Genomic DNA, 18,683 nt, shown 5'->3' on the forward strand with positions numbered 1-18,683 from the left:
AACCGATCCTCGGCCGGGCGGTAGCCTTGTGAGGGTCTGCTCTCTCCCCTATTCGCGAAGACTGGATGAACGACGATGCATCGGTACAGGTCCCACACCTGCGGCGAGCTCCGCGCCTCTGACGTCGGCACCGACGTCCGGCTGAGCGGCTGGCTGCACAATCGCCGAGACCTGGGCGGCATTCTCTTCATCGATCTCCGCGATCACTACGGCATCACGCAGCTGGTGGCCCGTCCGGGCACGCCCGCCGCCGAGACGCTCGACAAGCTCTCCAAGGAGACGGTCGTCCGCGTCGACGGCAAGGTCGTCTCGCGCGGCGCCGACAACGTGAACCCGGAGCTGCCCACCGGCGAGATCGAGATCGAGGCGAGCGAGGTCGAGGTGCTCGGCGCCGCGGGCCCCCTCCCCTTCACGATCAACGCCGAGGACGGCGTGAACGAGGAGCGGCGCCTGGAGTACCGCTTCCTGGACCTGCGCCGCGAGCGCATGCACCGCAACATCATGCTGCGGTCGGCCGTCATCGCCTCGATCCGCTCCAAGATGGTGGCCCTCGGCTTCAACGAGATGGCGACGCCGATCCTCACCGCGACCTCCCCCGAGGGCGCGCGCGACTTCGTCGTCCCCTCCCGTCTGAACCCGGGCAAGTTCTACGCGCTCCCCCAGGCCCCGCAGCAGTTCAAGCAGCTGCTGATGATCTCGGGCTTCGACCGCTACTTCCAGATCGCGCCCTGCTTCCGCGACGAGGACGCGCGCGCGGACCGCTCGCCGGGCGAGTTCTACCAGCTCGACGTCGAGATGAGCTTCGTGGAGCAGGAAGACGTCTTCCAGCCCATCGAGAAGCTGATGACGGAGCTCTTCACGGAGTTCGGCGGCGGCCGCGAGGTGACGTCCCCCTTCCCGCGCATCCCGTTCCGCGAGTCGATGCTGAAGTACGGCAACGACAAGCCGGACCTGCGCGCCAAGCTCGAACTGCACGACATCACGGACATCTTCGAGGGCTCGGACTTCAAGGCGTTCGCCGGCAAGCACGTGCGCGCCCTTCCGGTGCCGGACACGGCGTCGCAGTCCCGCAAGTTCTTCGACGGCCTCGGTGACTACGCCGTGGAGCAGGGCGCCAAGGGCCTGGCCTGGGTGCGCGTCGCCGAGGACGGTTCGCTGACGGGCCCGATCGCCAAGTTCCTCACCGAGGAGAACGTGGCGGAGCTGACCAAGCGCCTCGGCCTGGAGGCCGGCCACGCCGTCTTCTTCGGCGCGGGCGAGTTCGACGAGGTCTCGAAGATCATGAGCGCGGTCCGCGTCGAGGCGGCCAAGCGTGCGGGTCACTTCGAAGAGGGCGTCTTCCGCTTCTGCTGGATCGTCGACTTCCCGATGTACGAGAAGGACGAGGACACCGGCAAGATCGACTTCTCCCACAACCCCTTCTCGATGCCGCAGGGCGGCATGAAGGACCTGGAGGAGAAGGACCCGCTCGACATCCTCGCCTGGCAGTACGACATCGTCTGCAACGGCATCGAGCTCTCCTCCGGCGCCATCCGGAACCACGAGCCCGAGGTCATGCTGAAGGCCTTCGAGATCGCGGGCTACGACGCGGAGACCGTCGAGCAGGAGTTCGCGGGCATGCTGCGCGCGTTCCGCCTCGGCGCGCCGCCGCACGGTGGCATCGCGCCGGGCGTCGACCGCATCGTGATGCTCCTCGCCGACGAGCCGAACATCCGCGAGACGATTTCGTTCCCGTTGAACGGGAACGCGCAGGATCTGATGATGGGGGCGCCGACGGAGCTTGAGGAGTCCCGCTTGCGGGAGCTCAACATCTCGCTGCGTAAGCCTGCGGCGCAGTAGCGGTTACGTAACTGGCCCCGGAACCGTTGGTTCCGGGGCCTTTTGCTTGTCGTTCGCGTGCGGGTGCTTTGTGGCTGGGCGCGCCCACGCGGCGGAGCCGCATATGTCACAGCCCCGCGCCCCTGGGGCTGCGTTCTCAGGCGCGCTCCTACGGGGCTCGGCTCAAGCTGCGTGGGTCGGGGAGGAGTTGGCTTCTGCTTCTGCCCACTCCGTTACGAGCTGTTCGTACAGCGCGCGTTCGTCGGGACGGAGGCGTCCGCCTGCGCGCAGCCACAGCGCACGGATGTCCTCATTGACCTCGTCGGCGCTGCGCCGGCGGTCGGGGGAGGGAGTCGTGGCCATGTCGTGAAGCTTACGTAGGCGGGTGTGAAGGCGGCGTCAATTTAAGCCTCCTCTCCGCATGACTTAGCTCACCGTGAGACATACCCCTCGTTTCAGTGGGCAGTCGTACCGGGCCTGAACCGCGTCCCGTTGAGCGCGAGGGCGCCTCTCACTCCTTCTTCGCCGCCTTCTTCGCCATCAGCTCCACGGCCCGCGAGAAGCTGTCAGCCCCGTGCCCCGCCGCCACGACACGGCGGAAGACGTCGTGCACGGCGGCCGGGAACGCGGTGTCGACGCCCGCGTCGGCGGCGGTGTGGACGACGTGTTCCATGCTGGCCAGGCCCATGGAGGCGCGGTCCACGTCACCGGCGTGGTTGCCCGCGTCGATGCGGGGCGCGTAGAAGTCGATGAAGTGGCCCATGCCTGCGAAGTTCTCGGCGGCGAAGGGGGCGATGTCCGCGGCGGTGAGGCCGTGGGCGTTGGCCATGGCGACGGCCTGCCAGTAGGCGATCATTGATGGCCAGAAAATGACCATGTTCAGCTGGTACATGAGCGCGGCGAGCCCCTGATCCTCGCCCCGGTAGTCGGAGTTGCCGGTGATGACTTCGAGGGCGGCGCGATGCTTGTCGTACGCCTCGCGGGGGCCGCTGTAGAACGTCGACGCGTCGGCGGTGCCGATGAGGGGCGGCGGGACCAGGACGCCGCCGGTCAGGTGCGTCCCGCCGAGTTCGCTCACCCAGCGGGCGCCGGCCCGGGCCTTCTCCGGGGTGTCGGAGCTGAGATTCACGAGGGTGCGGCCTGCGATGGCGGTTCTGGCGGGCTCCAGGATCGCGTACATGGCGTCGAAGTCGGTGAGGCTGAGGATCACCAACTCGTTGGCGAGCAGGGCTTTCTCGGTGCTGTCGGCGAAGACCGCCCCGCGCTCCACCAAGGCGTCGGCGCGAGACCGGGTGCGGTTCCAGAGGGTGACCTCATAGCCGCGGTCGAGGTAGGCGGCGGCCATGGCCTGGCCCATGGGGCCGAGACCGATGACGGTGACGGACTGCGATGCGGGCTGCGATGCGGAGGGCATGGATGACTCCAGTCAGTTACTAGCAGTTACTAGAACGATCGCTCTATCTAGCGCGGTGGAGAGAAGGTAGCACGCCTCTAGAACGAACGCTCTAACTAATAGGAGATAGGGTGGGGCCATGCCCGAGAAGAGCGCTCCCACCACCCGCGACCGGATCGTCGTCGTCGCTGCCCGTCTGATTCAGCGGCAGGGCTATGTGGGCACAGGGATCAAGCAGATCGCCAAGGAGGCGGAGGCCACGCTCGGTTCCGTCTACCACTTCTTCCCCGGCGGGAAGGAGGCCGTCGCGGTGGCCGCGATCGCCTACAGCGCGGAGGAGTTCGCGGAGTTGCTGCGGGCGGGGCTGGCCGGCGACGACGCCCCGGGCGCCGCGATCGAGCGATGCGCGGGTGAACTCGCCGTGGGGCTGCGGGAGTCGGGCTGGGTCGACGGTTGCCCCGTCACGGCGGCGGCACTGGAGACGCTCGGCACGGACTCGGAGATCCAGCGGGTGTGCGCGGAGGCGCTGCGCGGCTGGGAGCGGATCGTGGAGGAGCGGCTGCTCGGGGCGGGGTTCGCGGCACAGGACGCGCGCGAGGTGGCGACGACCGTGATCGGCGCGCTGGAGGGCGCCGAGGTGACGGCCCAGGTGAGCCGCAGCGAGGAGCCGTTGCGGGTGGTGGGGCGGCAGTTGGCGCGGTTGGTGGGGTCGTACGCCTGAGCGGCGCCTCCTAGTACGGGGCCGAGCTGGTCGTCCCCCGCCTCGGCGCGGCCCCGTCCTTCACGGCTCGGAGGAGGGCGGCGAGGGGGACGGGGGAGGTGATGAGCTCGGTGTCCGGGGCTTCGCTCTCGCGGAGGCGGATGTGTTTGTCGGTGCTGGCCAGCTCTACGCAGTTGTTGCCGTCTCCACTGCCGGAGAAGGTGGACTTCTGCCAGCGGGTGGCGTTCATTGTTGGCTCGCCTTGAGGGTCCGCAGGAGCAGGTCCAGGGTGGTTGGGGAAGTCGTCAGTTCGACGCCGGGTTCGTCGCTTTCACGGAGGTGGATGTGGGTTCCGGTGCTGCCCAGTTCCACGCAGGCGTTGCCATCACCGCTGCCGGAGTAGGACGACTTCTGCCAGGCGGTGGGGTTCATTGGTCGCCCTTCTTCAGGGTGAGCAGGAGGTGTGCCAAGGCGGTCTGGGTGGTGTGCAGTTCCTTGGTGGGGTCGTCGCTTTCGCGAAGGCGGATGGCTCTGCTAATGACGGCCAGTTCTACGCAGGTGTCGCCATCACTGCCGTCGGAGAAGGTGGACTTCTGCCAGCGCAATTTCTGGGTCATTGAGTTCTCACAGTTCCTTCGACAGGCGGTGGATGAAGTCACGCGATTGCGTAGGGCTGAGCGCCGCCTTCTCTACCTTGGCGAGAAGGACCCGCAGCCGTTGCAGCTGTGCTTCGGCATCGATGGGGCCCTTGTTAATCGGTGCGTCGCGTAGCCCCGTGTCCAGCTTGGGCACCGGGCCACCGACGTACATCATCGAGACTCCGGCACCAGCGAAGTGATCCTGGTCGACGGGGATGATGCGCACGCCGACGCGGTTGTGTTCTGTCAGGTCCAGGACCTGCCGCAACTGAGCGTGTGCAACACGGCGGTCGGATACGCGAATGCGCAGAGCGAATTCATGGACGATGGCTTCGTACGGAGTGGGGCTGTCACCTTCGATGACCGTGCGCCTCTGCATGCGATGCTCTACGCGGGGCTCCAGCTCGCTGGCTGGCATCCCGGGGTTCACGTAGGAGTACACCGCGCGGGCGTAGTCAGCAGTTTGGAACAGGCCAGGCACGTGGGTGACGACGACTTCGCGCAGGAACGTTGCATGGTGCTCCAGCTCGGCTAGGTCTTGGAACGCTTGCGGCAGGACCCCTCGGTAGGCATCCCACCAACCGCGAGTCCGGCCTGTGGCCATAGCCACCAAGGCGTCAACCAACGCCTCGTCCGTGCAGGCGTAATGAGACGCGAGGCGACGCAGCCGTACGGCGCTCACGCCTGACAGCCCGGACTCAATGTGTGTCATCTGTGCCGCATTCACGCCGAGCAGCGCAGCAGTGTCCCGCGCGGTCATGCCTGCGGCCTCGCGCAGTCTGCGCAGTTCGGTACCCAGGCGCACTTGTCGAGCGGTGGGGTGAGCCCGCAACGCCATGCACTAGCTCCTATGGACAACTTGTCTGCCGGAGTGCCTCGTTCGGGTGCCAGAGTACGACAACGACTTGCGGCACCTAAATATTGAGGTCTACCTTCGGTGACGCGTCGCACACGCTGCGAGACCGGGAGCCCGGAAGCGCACCACCCCGTCATGCCATGGCGGAGGTGACATGCCACCGCCCTGCCACTGCCGCGTTCCGTCAACTCCCCATCACCCGTTGGAGTTCTCGCATGCCCTCAAGCGAGCCGTGGGAGTACACCCTGTACATCCCCCACGATCTGCGCGCCGTCACGATCTGTCGTCGCACCCTTCGCCTCATCCTCAGCCTGCACTGCTTGCCGCAACTCAGTGACGTGGCTGAGCTGTTGGCCACCGAGCTGGTCAGTAACGCCGTACGGCACACCAAAGGCCCCGCCGCCCTTCGCGTCCGTTACCGCGACGGAGTCCTCCGCGTGGGGGCCTGGGACGCCGACCCCACGCCGCCCGCCCCGCCCCCGCGCACCGCCGACGCGGGTGACGAGCAGGGGCGCGGGCTCGATCTCGTGCGGGCCTGTGCGGACGGGTGGGGCTGGTACCCGGGGGCCGGGGCCACGGAACGCGGCAAGCACGTCTGGTGCGAACTAAGTGCGGCATAGCTCGTTGATCATGCCGAACAGAAAGGAGAACCGATGGTCGGCTCGTCACACGAAGCGATGCACCGGATCTTCCAGAAAGACACAGCTCTGCTGGTCCGATCGCTGCAACGTCTACTCCACGTTCCGTTTCCGGAACCCCGGGACATCCTGACCCTCGACGTGGACCTCACGGAGATCGAACCGGTCGAGCGCCGCTGCGACACCCTGCTGAGGGTGGACACCGACGACGGCAACTACCTGTTCGTCATCGAGTCGCAGGGCAAGAAGGACGACTCCAAGCGCGGCAGCTGGCCGTACTACCTCTCGTACCTCTACGAGAAGTACCACTGCGAGCCGGTGCTGATCGTCGTGACGCAGAGCGCGGCGACGGCTCGTTGGGCCGCCAAGCCCATCCAGTTCGGGCTCCCGGGCTGGTCCTCGCTCACCGTTCGCCCATTGGTCCTGGGGCCGGACAACGTGCCGGTGATCACGGACCGGCATGAGGCCGAGAGGGATGTCCCCCTTGCGGTGTTCTCGGCGATTACGCATGGAAGAGGACCGGGTTCCGCCGCCATACTGGGGGCACTGGCTGCGGCTCTGGAGACCATCGACCGCGAAGCGGCGGGAATGTTCGCACAGCTCACCCGGTCCGGTCTGGTGGACCCCCGGGCGAAGGAGATCTGGGAGGAACTGATGACGGCGACCAAGTACTTCTTCGACCACCCGTTCGCGGTGAAGGAGCGGGAGGAGGGCCGGGCTGAAGGCCGGGCCGAGGGCCGCGAAGAGGGCCGCGAAGAGGGCAGGGAAGAGGGCCGGGAAGAGGGCCGGGCCGAGGAGCGTGCCGAGGCGATCCTCAATATTCTCTCCTGGCGGGGCATCGACGTGCCTCCTGCCGTCCGTGCACGGGTCATCGCGTGCACCGACCTGGAGCAGCTCAAGGTCTGGTCGGAACGGGCGGTCCACGCGGCCAAGGCGGACGATCTGTTCGTGGGCGACGGCGCCTGACGCCGTACATCAGAAAGTCCCGCCACCTCCCCGTGCCTACCGGGGAGGTGGCGGGACTTCCCGCGAAACGTAACGTACCGCTACGCGGTCGGCTTTTCCTCCAGGCGGGGGAACAGGACCGCGCCCTTTGTGACCGTCGCGCCCGCGGGGAGTGTGCCCCAGGTGCCGGCGGCTCGGACGTCCTGGTCGGCGAGGGTGCCCAGGAGGGGCTCCGCGCCGAGGGAGTCCCAGAGCTTCTGGGAGGTGTCCGGCATGATCGGGTTGAGGAGGACCGCCACGGCGCGGAGGGACTCCGCCGCCGTGTAGAGGATCGTCGCCAGGCGGGCCCTGCCCTCCGGGCTGTCGTCCTTGGCGACCTTCCACGGCTCCTGCTCCGTGATGTAGCCGTTGACCTGCTTCACGAAGTCGAAGATCGCCAGGATGCCGCCCTGGAAGTCCAGCTCCTCGCCGATCGCGCGGTCGGCGGTCGCGACGGCCTTGGCGAGGCCGTCCTGGACCGCCTGCTCGGCCTCGCCGGCGGCCGTGGCCTCGGGCAGCGTGCCGCCGAAGTACTTGCCGACCATCGCGGCGACCCGCGAGGCGAGGTTTCCGTAGTCGTTCGCCAGCTCGCTGGTGTAGCGGGCGGAGAAGTCCTCCCACGAGAACGAGCCGTCGCTGCCGAACGCGATCGCGCGCAGGAAGTACCAGCGGTACGCGTCCACGCCGAAGTGGGACGTCAGGTCCTGCGGCTTGATGCCGGTCAGGTTCGACTTCGACATCTTCTCGCCGCCGACCATCAGCCAGCCGTTCGCCGCGATCCTGCCGGGCACGGGCAGGCCCTGCGCGAGCAGCATCGCGGGCCAGATCACCGCGTGGAAGCGGAGGATGTCCTTGCCGACGAGGTGGACATCGGCGGGGAAGGTCGAGGCGAACTTCTGCTCGTCCGCGCCGTACCCGACGGCCGTCGCGTAGTTCAGGAGGGCGTCGACCCAGACGTAGATGACGTGCTTGTCGTCCCAGGGGACCTTGACGCCCCAGTCGAACGTCGAGCGGGAGATGGAGAGGTCCTGGAGGCCCTGCTTGACGAAGTTCACGACTTCGTTGCGCGCGGACTCCGGCTGGATGAAGCCCGGGTTCGCCTCGTACAGGGCGAGGAGCCTGTCGCCGTACTCGCTCAGCTTGAAGAAGTAGTTCTCCTCCTTGAGGAGCTCCACCGGCTTCTTGTGGATCGGGCAGAGCTTCGTGCCGTCCTCGGCCTCGATGAGGTCGCCGGGGAGCTTGTACTCCTCGCAGCCCACGCAGTACGGGCCCTCATAGCCGCCCTTGTAGATCTCGCCCTTGTCGTAGAGATCCTGGACGAACTCCTGGACGCGGTCCGTGTGACGCTTCTCCGTCGTACGGATGAAGTCGTCGTTCGCGATGTCCAGGTGCTCCCAGAGGGGCTTCCAGGCCTCGGTGACGAGCTTGTCGCACCACTCCTGGGGGGTGACGTCGTTCGCCTCGGCCGTGCGCATGATCTTCTGACCGTGCTCGTCCGTGCCGGTGAGGTACCACACCTTCTCGCCGCGCTGACGGTGCCAGCGCGTGAGCACGTCCCCTGCAACGGTCGTGTAGGCGTGGCCCAGGTGAGGAGCGTCGTTGACGTAGTAAATGGGGGTCGTCACGTAGAACGCCTTCGCGTCTTCGCTCGTCCCCTGCTTCTCGGATCCAGTGGCCGCCATGGTCGAAATCCTAACGGCCCTGTGAAGATCCACTCACCTCGATTCCAGGGGGTGGACCGGAGGCTTCCGGCACAACCGGTGGCTTCCGGTCCATCCCCTGGGATGGCGTACGTCGGTCGGGTTACGGGCGCCAGGACGCCAGCAGGCCCTCGTACAGCTCCTTGTCCGTGAGCTCGCGGGGGGTCGGGCCCGCGTGGAAGAAGGCCGCGTTGTCGGCCTTCAGCTTGCGGAGGTAGTCGAAGCCCTTCGCGTCGTGCTCGCCGAAGGCCACGAACTGGAAGAAGAGCGGGTGCTCGGCGGCGTCCTTCAGGGCCTGGGTCGCCGGGCCCTTCGCGTCGGGGGCGCCGTCCGTCTGGAAGATCACCAGGGCGGGGGTGCCGTTCTCCTTGTGCTCCGACTTCTCGTAGTGCGCTACGACCTCTTCGATCGCTCGGTGGTAGCTGGTGCGGCCCATGTGGCCCGCGGCGGCGTGCAGCTCGTCGATGCGGCCCTCGTGCTCGGGGAGCGTGAGGGTGCCGGTGCCGTCGATCTCCGTGGAGAAGAAGACGACGTGCACGGTGGCTTCGGGGTCCGTGTGGGCGGAGAGGGCGAGGACCTGTTCGCCCAGGCTCTGGGCTGAGCCGTCCTTGTAGTACGGGCGCATGGAGCCGGAGCGGTCGAGGACCAGGTAGACCTGGGCTCGGGTTCCTGTGAGGTTGCGCTTCTTGAGGGCGGTGGCGGCTGCCTTGTAGGCGTTGGCGAGCCCCGGGGCTTTGGACCTCACCTTTGCTGCGGAGACGGCGGGCTTTCCGTTGGCGGTGGTGTGGTTGCCGCCCGCGTCCGGGGTCGCCTGAGCCTTCGGCTCGGGGTCGGCGTCGGGGGTGGCCCGAGCCTTCGGCTCGGAGTCGGCCTCAGGGGCGCCTTCGTCATCGGTGCTCGGCGCCGGGGGCTGTGCCCACCCGTCCCGCCCAGCGGGACGATTGCCCACAGCGGTGACGGGGTCGGCCCCGTCGTCCTGGGCGGTGGCGGCTTCCGGCTCGTCCGCCGCGGGGGCGGGAGCGGGCTCGGCCTTGGCCTGCGGCTCGTCGGCCGTAGGGGCGGCGGCGGCCTCCGGCTCGGGGGCCGCCTCAGCCTTCGGCTCCGGGTCCGCCTTCGGCTCCGGGTCCGCCTTCGGCTCGGGAGCCGTCTCAGCCTTCGGCTTCGGGTCCGCCTTCGGCGTCGATGTGCTCGGCGTCGCCGACTGCTGGGGGACCGTTACGTTGTCGAATGCTGCTGCTACCAGGTCGTCCACCGTGGAGGGGGACGGTTCCGGGCTCGGGGACGGGACCGAGGTCTTGGGGGGCGGGGTCGGCTCGGGGGACGGGGACGGGAGGGTCACCGGCTCCGAGGGTGCCGCATCCTGGTCCGGCGCAGTCGCACGCTCAGGCTCCCGTGCCTCCGGAACGCTCTCCTTGCGTGATCGTCCGAACGCGTTCCGCAGGCGGTTCAGAATGCCCATGTGCGCAACCCTTCGCGTGAGTTGATTCCCGAAAATCCCTGGCCAGGGCGGACACGTAAGGTTAGCCGCCGCTGTGGGCGATCTTGGGCAGGGTCATCGACCGGCACGGGACTCCTCCTCCGCCCACATCGGCTCACCCGCCGGCCTGGCCTCAACTTCTTCCCGTGCGTCGCGGATTCACTCTCCGTTCACCCTCCGGCCGTCGTTATGCCGAATACCGCCCATAGCGTCACGGCGAAAACAGGCCATGCCAGACGACGGAGGACACGTGCGCAAGCTGCTGCCGATCATCACCTCGCATCAGGGGAGCGGCGGCCGTTCCGCCCTGACCTGCCGATTCCGCTGCGGTGACGCCTGCTTCGGCGAGGTCCCGAACACCAGCGAGAACGAGTACGTCGGGGACGTCATCGCCGGTGCGCTCAGCCGCCGTTCGATGATGCGTGCCGCCGCCGTGGTGACCGTCGCCGCCGCCGCGGGCGGTGCGGTCATAGCGGACCCGGGCGCCCCGCAGGCAGCCGCCGCCGCGCCCACCGGCCGTACCGGTGACAGGAAGAGCAAGGGGGCGCGCGGGCTGCGGTTCGCACCCGTCGCCCCGAACACCGCCGACACCGTCACCATCCCCGCCGGCTACGAGCAGGAAGTCGTCATCCGCTGGGGCGAGCCCATCCTGCGCGGTGCACCCGCCTTCGACGCGTCGAAGCAGACCGCCAAGGCGCAGGCCGGGCAGTTCGGGTACAACAATGACTTTTTGAGTCTGCTCCCGCTGCGGCGTGAGCCCGGGAGGCAGGTGCTCGTGGCCAATCACGAGTACACGGACGAGATCCTGATGTTCAAGGGGTACGACCCCCAGAACCCCACCCGCGAGCAGGTCGAGATCGCCTGGGCCGCCCACGGCCTCTCCGTCGTGGTGGTCGAGGGGGAGCGGAAGAGCGGGAAGCTGCGGGCCGTCAGCCGGCACCACCTCAACCGGCGCCTCACCGCCACCAGCCCCTTCCGGCTCTCCGGCCCTGTGCGCGGCAGCGAGCTCGTCCGTACGAAGGCCGACCCGCGCGGCACCACCGTGCTCGGCACCCTCAACAACTGCTCGGGCGGCACCACCCCGTGGGGCACGACGCTGCACGGCGAGGAGAACTTCAACCAGTACTTCGCCAACGCGGAGAAGGTGACCGACCCGACGACCACCGCCCGCCTCAAGCGGTACGGCGTGACCGGCGCCGCCTCCGAGCGGAAGTGGGAGCGGTTCGACCGCCGCTTCGACCTCGCCCAGGAGCCCAACGAGGCCAACCGCTTCGGCTGGGTCGTCGAGCTCGACCCGTACGACCCCGACTCGACCCCGCGCAAGCGCACCGCGCTCGGCCGCTTCAAGCACGAGGCCGCGCAGCCGCGCCTCACGCACGACGGCCGCCCGGTCGTCTACATGGGCGACGACGAGAAGTTCGACTACTTCTACAAGTTCGTCAGCAGCAAGCGCATGGCCAAGGGCGCCTCCCGGGCCGCCCACGAGCACAACCTGACGCTCCTCGACGAGGGCACCCTCTACGTCGCCAAGCTGACCGGCGACTCGCCCGCGGCCGAGATCGACGGCAAGGGGACGCTGCCGGAGGACGGGGAGTTCGACGGCAGCGGCAAGTGGATCCCGCTCGCCACCGCGGGCCCCGGCGGCAAGGCCGTCTCGCACGTCGAGGGCATGACCGCCGAGGAGGTGTACGTCTTCACGCGCCTCGCCGGTGACAAGGTGGGCGCCACGAAGATGGACCGCCCCGAGGACATCGAGCCGTCCCCGCACACCGGCAAGGTGTACGTGGCGCTCACCAACAACTCCGACCGCGGCAAGGCGGGCAAGGCCGGTGCCGACGAGGCCAACCCGCGCAACCTCAACAAGCACGGGCAGATCCTGGAGCTGACCGAGCGCCGCAACCGCGCCGACGCCACCACCTTCGGCTGGTCGCTCTTCCTCGTCGCCGGCGACCCGAACGACCCCTCGACGTACTTCGCGGGCTTCCCCAAGGAGCGGGTCTCCCCGATCTCCTGCCCCGACAACGTCGCCTTCGACCCGCACGGCAACCTGTGGATCTCCACCGACGGCAACCAGCTCGGCTCGCACGACGGCCTCTTCGGCGTCGCCACGCGCGGTGACCGGCGCGGCGAGCTCAAGCAGTTCCTGACCATGCCGACCGGCGCGGAGACCTGCGGCCCGATCGTGCAGGAGCGACGCGTGCTCGTCGCCGTGCAGCACCCGGGCGAGGTCGACGGCGCGTCGGTGGAGAAGCCGGCGAGCGCCTGGCCCGACGGACCCGGGAAGATCGTCCGCCCGTCGGTCGTCGCGGTGTGGCGTGAGGACGGCCGCGACATCGGCGTCTGATACGCCGGAAAGCGGTAGTGGGGGTCGGTGAACGTCAGCGGGTGGCCGGGACCAGTGTTCCGCCGGTCGTCCCGCGGGCGTCGCCGGCCCGCAGCAGCCACTCCGTGTACGCGGGTGCCTGCCGGGCCGCCTCCCAGTAGGCGGCCTCCAGCTCGCCGTACACCGCGTCGAGCTCCTCCTCGGTGCGCGCCGTCAGGATGAGGCGCACGCCGAGGGGGTCGCCGTACAGGGGGCGTACGGCCATGTCGGTTCTGCCGCGTGACGTCGGCTGGCAGAGGGCGACGACCTCGCCGGTGGCGACGAGGGACGCCGCGGTGAGGTAATCCCCGTGCAGAACACGGGGGTTGAGCCCGGCCGCGGTCAGGACGCGGCGCAGGCCGTCCCACTCGCCGTCGACCGTCGGGTCCACCATCCAGCGGTCGTCCGCGAGGTCGGAGAGGCGTACGACGGGACGGTCCGCCGCCGGATGGTCGGCGGCGAGGGAGACGAACTGCGGCTCCCGATCGAGGAGTATCCGTCTTCGCAGGCTCTCCGGCATCCGCAGCGGGCAGCCCTCCACCTCGTGCACGAAGGCGATGTCGAGCTGGCCGGTCTCCACCATGCGCAGCAGCGCGTTCGCGGACACGTCCATCTGGAGGGACATCTCGGTCCCGGGCAGCCGCGCGCGCAGCCTGCGCAGCCAGCCCGGTATGGCACGGCTCGCCGTGGAGCCGATGCGCAGCTGCGGGCCCTCGGCGGTGCGGGTCGCGGCCGCCCTCGTCTCGGCGACCAGCGCCCGCATCTCCGTGACGAGGGGGCGGGCGCGGCTGAGGACGACCCGGCCGAGCTGGGTGGGGCGGCAGCCGGTGCGCTCGCGGGCGAAGAGCTGGCCGCCGAGCGCGTGCTCGATGCGCCGCAGCTGTGTCGTCAGCGACGGCTGGCTCATGCCGAGCTGCCGCGCGGCCTTGTGCAGGCTGCCGGTGTCGGCGATGGCGCACAGCGCGCGGAGGTGCCTGACCTCGAGCTCCATGGCCGTTGAGCGTAGAGGCGGTACGGCCGCCGCACCAGACGCTCAAACCCCATGAGAACCGGCCGATCTGGGCAGGCCGGGTCCCGGCGATAGCTCCGAGCTATCGCGACTTGCCATCATCCCCACGCGTCACATGCTCCCCGACACTCACCGGTACCGAACCGTTCACCTTTCATCGACTGCCCCACGCGGTCGTGGAACGAGTAGGGAGCCCCCCACACATGAACAAGCGTTACCTGTCTGTCGCGGCCGTCCTCGGCCTCACCGTGGCCGGACTCGGCGCGACCTCGGCCTCGGCCTCCGCCGCGCCGACCGCCCCTGCCGGCTCCGGCCTCTCCTCGTACGCCCGGTACGAGGGATCGGCCGCGGAGGCCAAGGCCAACAAGGCGTTCTTCGAAGCCGTCGTGAAGGCGGTCGCCGAGAAGCGCGCGGCCAACCCCGGAGCGAAGTCCGTGACCGTCACGTACGACGCGTCCGGCGCCCCTTCCTTCGCCCGGCAGATAGCCAGTTCCACGTCCATATGGAACGGGGCCGTCTCCAACGTAAAGCTCCAGGAAGGCAGTTCGGGCGCCAGCTTCGAGTACCGCGAGGGCAATGACCCGCGCGGCTCGTACGCGAGCACGGACGGGCACGGGAAGGGTTACATCTTCCTGGACCACGCGCAGAACCAGGAGTACGACTCGACGCGCGTCACCGCGCACGAGACCGGGCACGTGCTCGGGCTGCCCGACACGTACGACGGGCCGTGCAGCCAGCTCATGTCGGGCGGTGGGCCCGGGCCTTCCTGCACGAATGCGCAGCCCGATGCGGCGGAGCGCTCGAAGGTCGAGCAGCTTTGGGCGAATGGGTTCGCCAAGGCGCTGCACAAGGTTGGCGCCCGCTGAGCGCGGTGCTGTAAGGGATTTTCGGTTGTTGGGGAGCTGCGGGCCGGTTTGTGGCTGGTCGCGCAGTTCCCCGCGCCCCTTTTACCTACCCTTCGGTGAGGCCACCGCCCGTGCCGCGCCCACCTCCTGGCGTAGGGGCTCCAAGACGCTCTCCTTGGAGCTGTCCGTAAAGGTCACGTGGCCCTTCTCCAGGGTTACCGACTTGCGCAGGCGGTCCGCCAGGGCGTTCAGTTCGTGCGCTACTTCGGCCACCTCGGGCGGAGTCGGGGGCTCCGCTCCGTGCCGGATGCGGACCCTTGCCGCCGTCGTGGCGTCGAGGATGCGTTCCACGGCGACGACCAGCGGCCACCAGGCGGCCGCCCGCGTGCCGGTGGGCGGCGGTTCCGTCAGGGCACGCTGGAACTCGGAGCGGATGACGGACAGGTCGCGGTAGAGACCGCGGCGCATACGGGCGCGCTCGGCGGGTTCCCCGTCCGTGCCGAACGCGCACTCCACGTACCGCGCGGTGTCCGCCACCGCGTCCGCGAGCCGGTCGCCGATCCGGGTGCCCCAGCTCTCCGGCCAGAGCAGATATCCGGCGACGAGCGTGATGCCGCAGCCGATCAGGCTGTCGACGAGGCGCGGCACGACGAGGCCGAGGCCCTGGTGGTTGAGGATGTCGGAGAGCAGCAGGATGACCGGGGTGATCGCCGCGGTCTGGTAGCCGTAGCCGCGAGTGGTGAGGGCCGGGATCAGCGGGGCCAGGAGCATCATCACCGGGACGTCCCACCAGCCGTGCGGGACCTCCGCGAGGACCGCCGCCGCGACGACCAGGCCGGCCGCCGTGCCGAGCGCGCGCAGGACGGCGCGTGAGAAGACCGAGCCGAAGTCGGGCTTGAGGACGAAGGTGACGGTGAGCGCCACCCAGTACGACCTGGGGACTTCGACGAGGGAGACCAGGGCCTGGGCGACGCCGATGCAGAGGGCGAGCCGCAGGCCGTAGCGCCATGAGGTGCCGGACAGGACGACGTTGCGGGCGGCGCGGCGGGCGCGGACGCGCAGGGCGGCGGGGCGGCCGAGGCGGTCGTCGGCCGCGATGACGCCGAGCGGGTCGGGGTCGGCGAGGGTCTCCGCCGCGTGCAGCACGGCGTGGTCGAGGGCGCGGGTTGCGTGGGCGGCGTCGACATGGGGGCGGGGGATGAGGGCCGCCGCACGGGTGGCGGGCGCGCTGCCGGTGGCGTGCGCGGTCGCGCCCCGCTCCACCGCGTCCGCGAGCGCGCGGACGGCGGCCGGGACCTCCGGCGGCAGGCATACGCAGGCGTGGCGGGCGGCCTGGTCGGCGGCGGGTGCGGCCTCGACGATCGGGATGAGGGCGTTCAACTGGGCGACGAGACGGACCAGTTCGGGGTTGCGGCCGTGATCGCGGGTGCGGCGGGCGAGGACCAGGTCGTAGCTCTGGTTCAGGGAGGTCGTCACGGCGGTGCGCGCGTCGCCGTACGCGTCCGTGCCCGCCGCGTCCAGCAGCGCGGCCACCGAGCGGTAGGAGGCGGCGACGGCGGAGCGTTCGGGGACACCGGAGCGCAGCGGCCAGGCGAGCAGGGCGAGCGCGAGGACGAGGAGCCCGCCGCCGGTCATCAGGGCCGGGGCGAGCCACCACTCCCCCGGCATGGGCAGCCCGGCGCCGACCACGCAGTTGAGCAGCAGGAGCAGGCCCGACACGGAGGCGACGGCGCCGATCGTCGACATCATCCCGGAGACCAGCGCCACGAACGTGACCGCGCCGACCGCCACCCAGCCGTGCCCGAAGACGAGCGAGCCGAGGGTGACGCCGATGGCGCCGAAGAGCTGCGGCACGGCGATGTTGAAGATCCGCATGCGGTAGGCGTCGGCGGTGTCGCCGATGACTCCGGAGAGGGCGCCCATGGAGGCGAGCGCGCCATAGGTGGGCTTGCCCGCGAGGATGCCGACGGCGAGGGGAAGCGCCATCGCCACGGAGGCGCGGGCCACGGCCGCCCAGGGGATGGGCGCGGACTGCGGTTTGAGGGACCTGACCAGCCAGTCGGGTGGGGTGAGCGGGCTCAGTGAGACCGGACGGGCGGTACGGGACTCTCGGGGCATGCGCCCATTATCGGTGCTTTACGTTGCTTTCCCGGGCCGGGCGATCAAGGCTCGGAGGGTGCCCCTGTCAACGCTCCGTTTCGGCTTTGTACAGGGTCAGGGTGACGGCCAGGGCGCGGTGGTCGGTGTCGCCGATGTCCAGGAAGCGGGCGTCGCGGGCGGCGAAGTCCGGGGTGGCGAGGACGTGGTCGATCTGCGCGCCGAGCGGCGCGGGCGCGGCGGCGGGCCAGCTCGGGGTGCGCGAGGACCCGGCGAGACGGGCGGCGTCGCGCAGCCCCTCGTCCAGGAGCGCACGGAACGCGGCGTGGTCCTGGGTGGCGTTGAAGTCCCCGGCGACGATGGTGGGCCGCCCGTCTCCTGCGGCCGCGTACTCCTGGAGCTTCCGCAGCTCGGAGCGCCACAGGCCGACCTCGCGGGGCAGTGGCGGCATGGGGTGCGCGAGCTGTACGCGTACGGGGTGTCCGTCGACGTCGGCGACGGCGCCGGGCATGCCGAGGGTGGCCTCGACGCCGGGCGCGCTCTTCAGCGGGAACTTGGAGAGGATGACGGAGCCCTCGGCGCCGTACGCCTCGACGGCCTCGCGGTGCGGGTAGTCGGCGCGGGGCAGCTCCTTGCGGAGCAGGGCCGAGCAGGCCGGGTCGCACTCCTCCACGAACAGCAGGTCGGGCCGCTCCTCGCGGACGGCCCTGACCAGGCCCGGCGTGCCCTGCCCGAACTCGACGTTGGACGTCAGGACGCGCAGCTCGGCGACTGCGGAGCCGCGGGGCGCGTCGGTGTTCCCGTACGGCTCCATGTACCAGGCGACGAGGCCGAGCGCGACGACGCCCCACAGCATGCCGATCCGCCACCGCGCGAGCACGGCCATCAGCAGCCCCGCCCCTGCGGGCGCGAGCAGCCAGGGCAGGAACGCGAGGAGCTGCGGCACGGGCGTGAAACCGTCCGAGTCGGCGATCCGGAACCCGATGACGGCGCTCACCCCGGCGAGCAGCAGCCCGGCACCCCACGCGGCGGCCCGCCCCGCTCGCCGTCGCGGCGCCGGTTCGTCCCGGTCCTCGTCGGCGGCGGCCGTGCTGTTGACGTCGTTCACGCTGTCCACACTGTCCAAGGGGACGGCCTCTCGTCGTCGGTGGCTGTGGTGGCTGTGGTGGCTGTCGCTCCCGCCGGGCGCATCCTCCCTCAGAGACGGGGTGGGACCTGCGACGGTTGCCCATCGGGCGGGTACCGCAGGAAGGGGCGGTCGGCGGGGGCGACGGCGGCGAGCGGTCCCGTGGCCGCGAGGACGACGTCGAGGACGCGGTCCGGGTCGGCGGCATAACAGTTCGCGAACCAGGCCATGTTGGCCTCGACCACGGCCCACCGCCCGTCGGTCAGCACCCCGACGTCCAGGACGACGGCACGGGGAAGCCGCGGCCCCGCCCCCGCACAGTGCGCGAGGACCCGCCCGGCGAAGGCGCGGGCGGCGTCGGTGAGCGGCCCGGGGCCGAGCAGCCCGTGGACGGCGTACCGGCTGCCGGTGACGACCCGCCCGTCGAGCACGAAGCACCGGTACTCGGCGGCGAAGTCGACGACGTCAGAGACGAGCACGGAGGTGTCGTCCGTGAGGCGGGCCGCATCGTCCGGAGGCGGCAGCCGTGAGCCGTCCGGGTACACGGCCGCCGGAAACGACTTCTCCGACGGCGGCTTCACGAAGGCGACCCGCCGCAGCCCCCGCGCCTCACCGAGCGTCGTGATGTCGACACGGCGGCATGTGAGGTCGTACGGCAGGGCAGCGAGCCAGCCGTCGGCCGGTTCGAGCAACGCGATACCGGCGCGGCCGGCGACCCGGTCGGCGGCGAGGGGCCCACCGAACCAGTGCACGGCCGGCCCCGGGCCCGGGGCCGCGACGGGCAGCCACCCCGACACACCAAGACCCCGCCGAACGGCCGCCTCGGCAAGCAACACGGCGGTGCTGCCACGCGGCTGCGGAGCCAGGAGAACGGCGGCAGGCCCGGGCGTACACATGACCGGTGACGGTAATCGACCCGGCCGGGTCACCGCCCGCGAGTTTCCACGACGTACGCAGACCTGCGACGCCGGTCGCGGAGCCGCGGCGCGAGCCACACGGCCACGGCGACGCCGATCGCCGTGCCTCGCCCCGCACGGGCC

Annotated in this window: 18 protein-coding genes; 6 read left to right on the forward strand and 12 right to left on the reverse strand. The window is 70.0% G+C overall.

The genetic code is table 11. The features are described from left to right. The first annotated feature begins 75 nt into the window (after window positions 1-75). The gene (aspS, locus tag ACZ56E_RS28065; RefSeq protein WP_471218345.1) at window positions 76-1,839 is read left to right on the forward strand and encodes an aspartate--tRNA ligase; all 1,764 of its coding nucleotides are present in this window, start codon (window positions 76-78) and stop codon (window positions 1,837-1,839) included. A 162-nt stretch (window positions 1,840-2,001) separates the two neighbouring features. Here aspS and ACZ56E_RS28070 read toward each other — a convergent pair whose 3' ends face one another. Then, a complete protein-coding gene (locus ACZ56E_RS28070) occupies window positions 2,002-2,181 on the reverse strand; it encodes a hypothetical protein (RefSeq protein ID WP_398301984.1) in 180 nt (59 codons plus the stop codon). 148 nt (window positions 2,182-2,329) lie between these two features. After that, complete coding sequence (locus ACZ56E_RS28075) at window positions 2,330-3,232, reverse strand: NAD(P)-dependent oxidoreductase (RefSeq protein WP_471218347.1); 903 nt, start codon at window positions 3,230-3,232, stop codon at window positions 2,330-2,332. Window positions 3,233-3,350: 118 nt separating this feature from the next. On the opposite strand from ACZ56E_RS28075, the gene ACZ56E_RS28080 reads away from it, so the two are divergent. Next, on the forward strand, window positions 3,351-3,932 hold the full coding sequence (locus tag ACZ56E_RS28080; protein WP_471218349.1) for a TetR/AcrR family transcriptional regulator: 582 nt from the start codon (window positions 3,351-3,353) through the stop codon (window positions 3,930-3,932). Window positions 3,933-3,942: 10 nt separating this feature from the next. Here the strand turns inward: ACZ56E_RS28080 and ACZ56E_RS28085 are convergent, their stop codons facing one another. From ACZ56E_RS28085 to ACZ56E_RS28100, 4 genes are read right to left on the reverse strand one after another with little or no spacing between them, the layout of a single operon-like run. Next, complete coding sequence (locus ACZ56E_RS28085) at window positions 3,943-4,161, reverse strand: DUF397 domain-containing protein (RefSeq protein WP_471218351.1); 219 nt, start codon at window positions 4,159-4,161, stop codon at window positions 3,943-3,945. Next, the gene (locus ACZ56E_RS28090; RefSeq protein WP_471218352.1) at window positions 4,158-4,343 is read right to left on the reverse strand and encodes a DUF397 domain-containing protein; all 186 of its coding nucleotides are present in this window, start codon (window positions 4,341-4,343) and stop codon (window positions 4,158-4,160) included. The genes ACZ56E_RS28085 and ACZ56E_RS28090 overlap by 4 nt, the downstream gene beginning before the upstream one ends. Then, complete coding sequence (locus ACZ56E_RS28095) at window positions 4,340-4,528, reverse strand: DUF397 domain-containing protein (RefSeq protein ID WP_471218354.1); 189 nt, start codon at window positions 4,526-4,528, stop codon at window positions 4,340-4,342. The genes ACZ56E_RS28090 and ACZ56E_RS28095 overlap by 4 nt, the downstream gene beginning before the upstream one ends. A gap of 7 nt (window positions 4,529-4,535) precedes the next feature. Continuing rightward, the gene (locus ACZ56E_RS28100; protein ID WP_471218355.1) at window positions 4,536-5,387 is read right to left on the reverse strand and encodes a helix-turn-helix domain-containing protein; all 852 of its coding nucleotides are present in this window, start codon (window positions 5,385-5,387) and stop codon (window positions 4,536-4,538) included. Between the two features lie 233 nt (window positions 5,388-5,620). Here ACZ56E_RS28100 and ACZ56E_RS28105 point away from each other — a divergent pair, with 233 nt between their 5' ends. Both ACZ56E_RS28105 and ACZ56E_RS28110 read left to right on the forward strand, forming a co-directional pair. Beyond that, window positions 5,621-6,025 carry an ATP-binding protein gene (locus tag ACZ56E_RS28105; protein ID WP_471218357.1) on the forward strand — a complete coding sequence of 135 codons (405 nt, stop codon included), beginning with the start codon at window positions 5,621-5,623 and terminating at the stop codon, window positions 6,023-6,025. A gap of 33 nt (window positions 6,026-6,058) precedes the next feature. Next, window positions 6,059-7,009, forward strand: coding sequence for a hypothetical protein (locus tag ACZ56E_RS28110; RefSeq protein WP_471218359.1), 951 nt, complete (start codon window positions 6,059-6,061; stop codon window positions 7,007-7,009). 80 nt (window positions 7,010-7,089) lie between these two features. Here ACZ56E_RS28110 and metG read toward each other — a convergent pair whose 3' ends face one another. Both metG and ACZ56E_RS28120 read right to left on the reverse strand, forming a co-directional pair. Then, window positions 7,090-8,709: a methionine--tRNA ligase gene (gene metG / locus ACZ56E_RS28115; protein WP_471218360.1), complete on the reverse strand. Its 1,620-nt coding sequence runs from the start codon at window positions 8,707-8,709 to the stop codon at window positions 7,090-7,092. A gap of 121 nt (window positions 8,710-8,830) precedes the next feature. Further along, on the reverse strand, window positions 8,831-10,186 hold the full coding sequence (locus tag ACZ56E_RS28120; protein WP_471218362.1) for a VWA domain-containing protein: 1,356 nt from the start codon (window positions 10,184-10,186) through the stop codon (window positions 8,831-8,833). Between the two features lie 268 nt (window positions 10,187-10,454). On the opposite strand from ACZ56E_RS28120, the gene ACZ56E_RS28125 reads away from it, so the two are divergent. Further along, window positions 10,455-12,548: a PhoX family protein gene (locus ACZ56E_RS28125; RefSeq protein WP_471218364.1), complete on the forward strand. Its 2,094-nt coding sequence runs from the start codon at window positions 10,455-10,457 to the stop codon at window positions 12,546-12,548. A gap of 34 nt (window positions 12,549-12,582) precedes the next feature. Here the strand turns inward: ACZ56E_RS28125 and ACZ56E_RS28130 are convergent, their stop codons facing one another. Further along, window positions 12,583-13,557 (reverse strand): LysR family transcriptional regulator, encoded by a 975-nt coding sequence (locus tag ACZ56E_RS28130; protein WP_468607431.1) that lies wholly within the window; start codon window positions 13,555-13,557, stop codon window positions 12,583-12,585. A gap of 221 nt (window positions 13,558-13,778) precedes the next feature. Between ACZ56E_RS28130 and snpA the strand changes: the two genes are divergently transcribed. Then, window positions 13,779-14,441 (forward strand): snapalysin, encoded by a 663-nt coding sequence (snpA, locus tag ACZ56E_RS28135; protein ID WP_471218365.1) that lies wholly within the window; start codon window positions 13,779-13,781, stop codon window positions 14,439-14,441. An 81-nt stretch (window positions 14,442-14,522) separates the two neighbouring features. Here snpA and ACZ56E_RS28140 read toward each other — a convergent pair whose 3' ends face one another. The 3 genes from ACZ56E_RS28140 to ACZ56E_RS28150 form a co-directional block, all read right to left on the reverse strand. Beyond that, entirely contained in the window at window positions 14,523-16,538 is a 2,016-nt protein-coding gene (locus ACZ56E_RS28140) for an FUSC family protein (RefSeq protein ID WP_471218367.1), read from the reverse strand. Window positions 16,539-16,605: 67 nt separating this feature from the next. Continuing rightward, a complete protein-coding gene (locus ACZ56E_RS28145; RefSeq protein WP_471218369.1) occupies window positions 16,606-17,634 on the reverse strand; it encodes an endonuclease/exonuclease/phosphatase family protein in 1,029 nt (342 codons plus the stop codon). A gap of 80 nt (window positions 17,635-17,714) precedes the next feature. Beyond that, window positions 17,715-18,539, reverse strand: coding sequence for an ATP-grasp domain-containing protein (locus tag ACZ56E_RS28150; protein ID WP_471218370.1), 825 nt, complete (start codon window positions 18,537-18,539; stop codon window positions 17,715-17,717). Window positions 18,540-18,683 lie beyond the last annotated feature (144 nt).

It is taken from the genome of Streptomyces sp. NPDC039480 (assembly GCF_055597165.1).

What these genes read in the sequence shown, in the direction of transcription:
- ACZ56E_RS28150 (WP_471218370.1), bottom strand. Translation starts at nt 18,539, where the DNA reads ATGTGTACGCCCGGGCCTGCCGCCGTTCTCCTGGCTCCGCAGCCGCGT.
- aspS (WP_471218345.1), top strand. Translation starts at nt 76, where the DNA reads ATGCATCGGTACAGGTCCCACACCTGCGGCGAGCTCCGCGCCTCTGAC.
- ACZ56E_RS28095 (WP_471218354.1), bottom strand. Translation starts at nt 4,528, where the DNA reads ATGACCCAGAAATTGCGCTGGCAGAAGTCCACCTTCTCCGACGGCAGT.
- ACZ56E_RS28100 (WP_471218355.1), bottom strand. Translation starts at nt 5,387, where the DNA reads ATGGCGTTGCGGGCTCACCCCACCGCTCGACAAGTGCGCCTGGGTACC.
- metG (WP_471218360.1), bottom strand. Translation starts at nt 8,709, where the DNA reads ATGGCGGCCACTGGATCCGAGAAGCAGGGGACGAGCGAAGACGCGAAG.
- ACZ56E_RS28130 (WP_468607431.1), bottom strand. Translation starts at nt 13,557, where the DNA reads ATGGAGCTCGAGGTCAGGCACCTCCGCGCGCTGTGCGCCATCGCCGAC.
- ACZ56E_RS28105 (WP_471218357.1), top strand. Translation starts at nt 5,621, where the DNA reads ATGCCCTCAAGCGAGCCGTGGGAGTACACCCTGTACATCCCCCACGAT.
- ACZ56E_RS28110 (WP_471218359.1), top strand. Translation starts at nt 6,059, where the DNA reads ATGGTCGGCTCGTCACACGAAGCGATGCACCGGATCTTCCAGAAAGAC.
- snpA (WP_471218365.1), top strand. Translation starts at nt 13,779, where the DNA reads ATGAACAAGCGTTACCTGTCTGTCGCGGCCGTCCTCGGCCTCACCGTG.
- ACZ56E_RS28080 (WP_471218349.1), top strand. Translation starts at nt 3,351, where the DNA reads ATGCCCGAGAAGAGCGCTCCCACCACCCGCGACCGGATCGTCGTCGTC.
- ACZ56E_RS28090 (WP_471218352.1), bottom strand. Translation starts at nt 4,343, where the DNA reads ATGAACCCCACCGCCTGGCAGAAGTCGTCCTACTCCGGCAGCGGTGAT.
- ACZ56E_RS28075 (WP_471218347.1), bottom strand. Translation starts at nt 3,232, where the DNA reads ATGCCCTCCGCATCGCAGCCCGCATCGCAGTCCGTCACCGTCATCGGT.
- ACZ56E_RS28085 (WP_471218351.1), bottom strand. Translation starts at nt 4,161, where the DNA reads ATGAACGCCACCCGCTGGCAGAAGTCCACCTTCTCCGGCAGTGGAGAC.
- ACZ56E_RS28070 (WP_398301984.1), bottom strand. Translation starts at nt 2,181, where the DNA reads ATGGCCACGACTCCCTCCCCCGACCGCCGGCGCAGCGCCGACGAGGTC.
- ACZ56E_RS28120 (WP_471218362.1), bottom strand. Translation starts at nt 10,186, where the DNA reads ATGGGCATTCTGAACCGCCTGCGGAACGCGTTCGGACGATCACGCAAG.
- ACZ56E_RS28140 (WP_471218367.1), bottom strand. Translation starts at nt 16,538, where the DNA reads ATGCCCCGAGAGTCCCGTACCGCCCGTCCGGTCTCACTGAGCCCGCTC.